Source organism: Paraburkholderia sp. Ac-20347 (assembly GCF_017104805.1).
In the GTDB taxonomy this organism is placed as follows: domain Bacteria; phylum Pseudomonadota; class Gammaproteobacteria; order Burkholderiales; family Burkholderiaceae; genus Paraburkholderia; species Paraburkholderia tropica.
The window spans coordinates 1-5,459 of the sequence record NZ_JAAGPN010000384.1 but is presented as its reverse complement, the minus strand read 5'-3'; the positions used below and the strand labels follow the sequence as shown (position 1 = coordinate 5,459).

Here is a 5,459-nt window from a genome sequence, read left to right as displayed (position 1 = left end):
GCGCGAATGCGGCGAGCGCTTCGGCGGCGCGATACGCGCCCGTGCAGGCCGCGACCTGATCGAGCAAACGCGCGGCGGTCGCCGGCCCGACGCCCGGCATCAGCTGCGTCACGCGAAACCCGGCTACGCGGTCGAGCGGATTCTCGGCCCAGCGCAGCACCGCCAGCACGTCTTTTACGTGCGCGGCGTCGAGAAAACGCAGGCCGCCGAATTTCACGAACGGGATATTGCGCCGCGCCAGCTCGATTTCGAGCGTCGCGCTGTGGTGCGCGGCGCGAAACAGCACGGCCTGCTGCTTGAGCTTCATGCCGCCCTCGCGCGCCTCCAGAATCTGCTCGACGACGTAGCGCGCCTGCGTGGCCTCGTCGGCGACCGTCACGAGGCGCGGACGCTGCTGTGAGGCGCGATCGGTCCAGAGGTTCTTCGTATAGCGCTCGGTGGCGGCGTCCATCACGGCGTTGGACGCGGCGAGGATCGGCTCCGTCGACCGGTAGTTGCGTTCTAGCGTGACCTGACGCGCGGGCGGATCGAACTGCGCGGGGAAATCGAGGATGTTGCGTACTGTTGCGCCCCGAAACGAGTAAATTGCCTGCGCATCGTCGCCGACGACGGTCAGACCGCGACCGTCGGGCTTGAGCGCGAGCAGGATCGACGCCTGCAGGCGATTCGTGTCCTGATACTCGTCGACGAGAATGTGATCGAAGCGCGTGGCGAGATCGGCCGCAATGACGGGTTCTTGCGCCATATGCGCCCAATACAGCAGCAAATCGTCGTAATCGAGCACGTTCTGCTTTTGTTTGGCATCCACGTAGGCGGCGAACAGCGCGCGCAGTTGCGGCTCCCATTCGATACACCAGGAGAACGAGCGCGCGAGCACGTCGGCGAGCGAGTCGCCGGTATTGACCACGCGCGAGTAAATCGCCAAACAGGTGGATTTAGCGGGAAATCGCTTCTCTTTCGCCGACAATCCCAACTCGTGCCGCACGAGGTTCATGAGATCGGCGGAATCTTCCCGATCGTTGATCGTGAAGGCCGGCGACAAACCGATCTGCTCGGCGTATTCACGCAGCAGCCGCGCACCGATGCCGTGAAACGTGCCCGCCCACGTGAGCCCCTGCGCGAGCACGGCGGCCGCGCCCGGCACGCCGGCGGCGATGCGCGAGACGCGCCGTGTCATTTCCTGCGCCGCGCGGCGCGAGAACGTTAGCAGCAAGATACGATGAGGATCCGCTCCGTTCACGACCAGATGCGCGACGCGATGCGCAAGCGTGTTGGTCTTGCCCGAACCCGCGCCCGCGATCACGAGCAGCGGTTCCGGCAGCGGCGCACCCGGCGCGAACGCCTGCGGACCGCCATGCTCGACGGCGGCGCGTTGCGCCTCGTTGAGCTTGGCGAGATAGGCCGCAACGTCCTGAGCGACGTTCTGAACGACGGCGCTGGCAGGATCGACGAGGGAATCGCTGGAAACAGGAGTGGACACGGCGGGCGCGGAGAATCCGTAAAAGGCGGCGACGCATACTGTATATCCATACACCCCGCACCCGCAAGCGCTCGATCGTGGACTGATCTGGCGCGATCTGGCGATATTTATGCGTCAACTTCCCGGCGCAACAAAAAACGGCGGCGTCCGTTACCGGACGCCGCCGCCTTGCAACTTCTTAGAACCGGCGCGGATTACGGCTGCTGCGCGCCGCCCTGCTGCTGCGCCGACTGGCCGCTCATCTGATCCTTCATTTCCGAATCGTTGGCCTGACGGTCAGCCTTGCGGTTGATCTTCGCGTCCTTGACCTCCGACTTGTACTGCGTCTTGGCCTGCTTCTTCGCGTCCTTGTACTCGGAATTCGCCGACTTCTTGGCGCTGCGGTACTCGGCGCTGGCCGCCGCGTTGGCGTTGCGCTTTTGCACCAGCGGATCGGTCGGCTGCGGCGCGGTCAGATTTTGCGGCGCGGGCGCCGGTTGCGCGATGCCCGCGGCAGCCGGCGCCTGGCTCGGCGCGGTAGCCGGGGCCATCGTCGGCGCATCGCCCGCCGCCGGCGTGGCGGTCTGGGCAAACGCGCCCTGCGCGAAGGCAGCGGCGGTGGCGGCAATGGCGGTAGCGGTCAGCAGCTTGCGAATCTGGGTCATGGCGTATCCTCTTGAGTAGTTCCGGGAATTGGCGTGGATCAGTCCTGCAACGGGCGTGCCCGCCGCTTTCGCGCTGTCATGCGCTCTGCTCCCGCCCGATGGAGCCGCCGTGGTCGGGCAAATCTGCGCAGCCTGGCGGTCTCGCTTCGGTGAATCCATTTTCATCTGAAGATCCGCGCGCCGTCCCGCGACGTTACGCAGCGTTTCATTTGCTGACGAATTCATAACATCTGGCCCCGACATGTAACCACGCCCGAGCGCCACGCCTCCCGGACCGCGCCGCGCGCAATCGCTTATGATGCTCACCCTCCGCGCCGCCACGGCGCGCGCCATTGTTCCGCGCTTTTGTTCCAATTTCACCGATTTCCACGCGCCATGCCCAATCTCGATTTCACGCTGACCGGCGACTACGTCGAACTGCACAACCTCCTGAAGATCACCGGACTCGCCGACAGCGGGGGCTCGGCCAAGCAGATCGTCTCGTCCGGCGCGGTGAAGGTCGACGGCGAAGTCGAACTGCGCAAGACCTGCAAGATCCGCGCGGGCCAGTCGGTGCTGCTCGGCGACACGCGCATCGCGATTCACGAGCCGGAGTAACAGGCTGCGCCGGCCGCACATGCACCACACAGGTGCTTTTTGTCTGAAAGACAGGTAATCTCGGCAGGTAGGCTCGCAGCCGATCAAGGCGCTTGAGCCGTCCCCGCCTGCAGTTCCGGATTCGATCCCCAGGCATTTTTCCGACGCGGCGCGATACTTCGCGCCGCTTGCCTTTCATGACCCGAACGACCTCCCCGGCGCGCACCGACCGCGCCAGCCGCGCCATTGCGCCGCCCACGCTGAAACGCCACGCCGCCGACACCGCACGTCTCGCCGCACCGCTCGCCATCGCCCAGTTGTCGCAGATGGCGATGAGCGTCACCGACACCGTGCTGCTCGGCTCGCTCGGCGCGGGCGCGCTCGCGGCGGGCGGACTCGGCGCGAATCTGTTCTTCGTGGTCGTGACGGTGCTGCAAGGCGTGCTGACCTCGGTGAGCGTGAGCGTCTCGCAGGCGCGCGGCGCCGACGATCTGCATCGCGTGCCGCATATCTACTGGACCGGTTTCGCGCTCTCGCTCGTGCTCGCGCTGCCCGCGTTCGCGCTGCTGTCGTTCGCGGAGCCGCTGTTGCACGCGCTCGGCGAACCGGGCGTGCTCGCGCGCCAGGTCGGCGAATACGCGTCGGTGCTGCGCTGGGGCGCGCCCGCGAGCCTGATCGGCGTGGGGCTGATGCGCTCGTTCCTGCCCGCCATCGGCGCGGCGCGGCGGCTGCTCTGGATTTCGATCGCGAGCGTGTTCTTCAACGGCTTCCTGAACTACGGGCTGATCCACGGCGTCTGGGGCCTGCCGCGCCTCGGCTTTCTCGGCTCGGCGGCGGCGACCGCCGTCACCATCTGGCTCACCACGCTCGTGCTGATGGCGCTGCTGCATCTGCGCCCGTCGCATCAGCACTTCGTGGTCGCGCGCCGTCCGAGCGCGCCGATGATGGGCGAACTGTTCTCCATCGGCTGGCCGGTGGCGATCACCTATGCCGTCGAAGCGACGCTGTTCCTCGCGACCGGCCTGCTGATGGGCCTGCTCGGCGCGATGCCGCTCGCCGCCCACCAGATCGCGCTGAACGTCGCTTCGGTGATGTTCATGGTGCCGCTCTCGATCGGTCAGGCGGGCAACGTGCGCGTGGGTTACTGGATCGGCGCGGGCGTGCCGCGCGCGGCGCGCCATGCGGGCTTCGTCGCGCTGGCGCTGGGCGTGGGCTTCATGTCGATGTCGGCGCTCGTGATGGTGCTCGCGCCGCACTGGATCGTCGGGCTCTATCTGCATCTCGACGATCCGGCCAACGCGCAGACCGTCGCGCTCGCCACCTCGCTGCTCGGCGTGGCGGCGATCTTCCAGATCGTCGACGGCATGCAGACGGTCGGCTCCGGCTGCCTGCGCGGCCTCAAGGACACGCGCATCCCGATGCTGGCCGCGACGCTCGGCTACTGGGGCATCGGTTTTCCGGTCGGCTATGCGCTGGCGTTCCATTTCGGCTATGGTGCGCTCGGCCTCTGGTGGGGACTCGCGGCCGGTCTCGCGAGCGTGGCCGTGCTGATGACGTGGCGCTTTCACCGCATGAGCCTGCGCGCGGAAACCGAGGCGGCGCGCTCGCAGTCTGTCTGAAGCGCGCCGGCGCGTCAGGTGCGCACCCGCGCCTGACCGCCAACGACGGACCAGAACGCCCCCAGGGCCGCCAGACGCGAGCGGTTAGAATACGCGGCTGGCGCCCGCCGCCATCCGTCCCACGAGGGCAGGAAAATTCCGCGCGCATTGATCGGACGATCGGACGACCGGACGACTGAACGACCAAACGACCGGACCCGCGACGCCGTGCCGGCCACCCCGGCATGCCGCTCGCGCCGCCACGCGCCGTCATCAAGAAAACGAACCCTCTCACGGACCACGCTTCCATGCTCGCCCCGATTACCCGACTGTTCCCGCTCTGGGCAGTGCTCGTGTCGCTCGCCGCGTATTTCAATCCGGGCGTCGTCGCGCCCATCGCGCCGCACGTCACGACGCTGCTGATGATCATCATGCTGGCGATGGGCGTGACGCTCTCGTTCGCCGATTTCCAGCGCGTGTTCACGCGTCCCGCGCCCGTGGCGGCCGGCATTCTGCTGCACTACCTCGTGATGCCGCTTGCCGCGTGGGTGATCGCGAAAGCCCTGCACATGCCCGCCGACCTCACCGCCGGCATGGTGCTGGTGGGCAGCGTGGCGAGCGGCACGGCCTCGAACGTGATGATCTATCTCGCGCGCGGCGACGTCGCGCTGTCGGTGACGATCAGTGCGCTCTCGACGCTCGTCGGCGTGTTCGCGACGCCGCTGCTGACGCGCCTTTACGTGGACGCGTCGATCGTCGTCGACGTGCATGGCATGTTGATGAGCATCCTGCAGATCGTCGGTCTGCCGATCGTCGTCGGGCTGATCGTCAACCGGCTCGCGGGCGGCCTCGTGCGCCGCGTCGAACCGGTGCTGCCGCTCGTCTCGATGGTCTCGATCCTCGCGATCATCGCCGCCGTGGTGGGCGGCACGCACGCGAGCATCGCGACAGTCGGTCCGGTCGTGGCGCTGGGCGTGGTGCTGCACAACGGCATCGGCCTGCTCGGCGGGTATTGGGGCGGCCGTCTGCTCGGCTTCGACGAATCCGTGTGCCGCACGCTCGCGATCGAAGTGGGCATGCAGAACTCCGGCCTCGCGGCGACGCTCGGCAAGCTCTACTTCTCTCCGCTCGCCGCCCTGCCGGGCGCGCTGTTCTCGGTAA

At 67.4% G+C, this 5,459-nt stretch carries 5 protein-coding genes; 3 read left to right on the top strand and 2 right to left on the bottom strand.

Annotated features, from left to right (window positions below; genetic code table 11):
- Nucleotides 1–1,480 (bottom strand): ATP-dependent helicase (locus G3N97_RS35840; RefSeq protein ID WP_346778170.1); only part of this gene is annotated, 1,480 nt, incomplete at its 3' end.
- A 194-nt stretch (nt 1,481–1,674) separates the two neighbouring features.
- Nucleotides 1,675–2,124, bottom strand: coding sequence for a hypothetical protein (locus G3N97_RS35835; RefSeq protein WP_074983858.1), 450 nt, complete (start codon nt 2,122–2,124; stop codon nt 1,675–1,677).
- A 375-nt stretch (nt 2,125–2,499) separates the two neighbouring features.
- Between G3N97_RS35835 and G3N97_RS35830 the strand changes: the two genes are divergently transcribed.
- From G3N97_RS35830 to G3N97_RS35820, 3 genes are all read left to right on the top strand, one after another.
- A complete protein-coding gene (locus G3N97_RS35830) occupies nt 2,500–2,721 on the top strand; it encodes an RNA-binding S4 domain-containing protein (protein ID WP_065061283.1) in 222 nt (73 codons plus the stop codon).
- Nucleotides 2,722–2,897: 176 nt separating this feature from the next.
- Nucleotides 2,898–4,319: an MATE family efflux transporter gene (locus G3N97_RS35825; protein ID WP_205997551.1), complete on the top strand. Its 1,422-nt coding sequence runs from the start codon at nt 2,898–2,900 to the stop codon at nt 4,317–4,319.
- Between the two features lie 287 nt (nt 4,320–4,606).
- The coding region (locus tag G3N97_RS35820; protein WP_205997550.1) for a bile acid:sodium symporter family protein at nt 4,607–5,459 on the top strand (853 nt) is incomplete at its 3' end.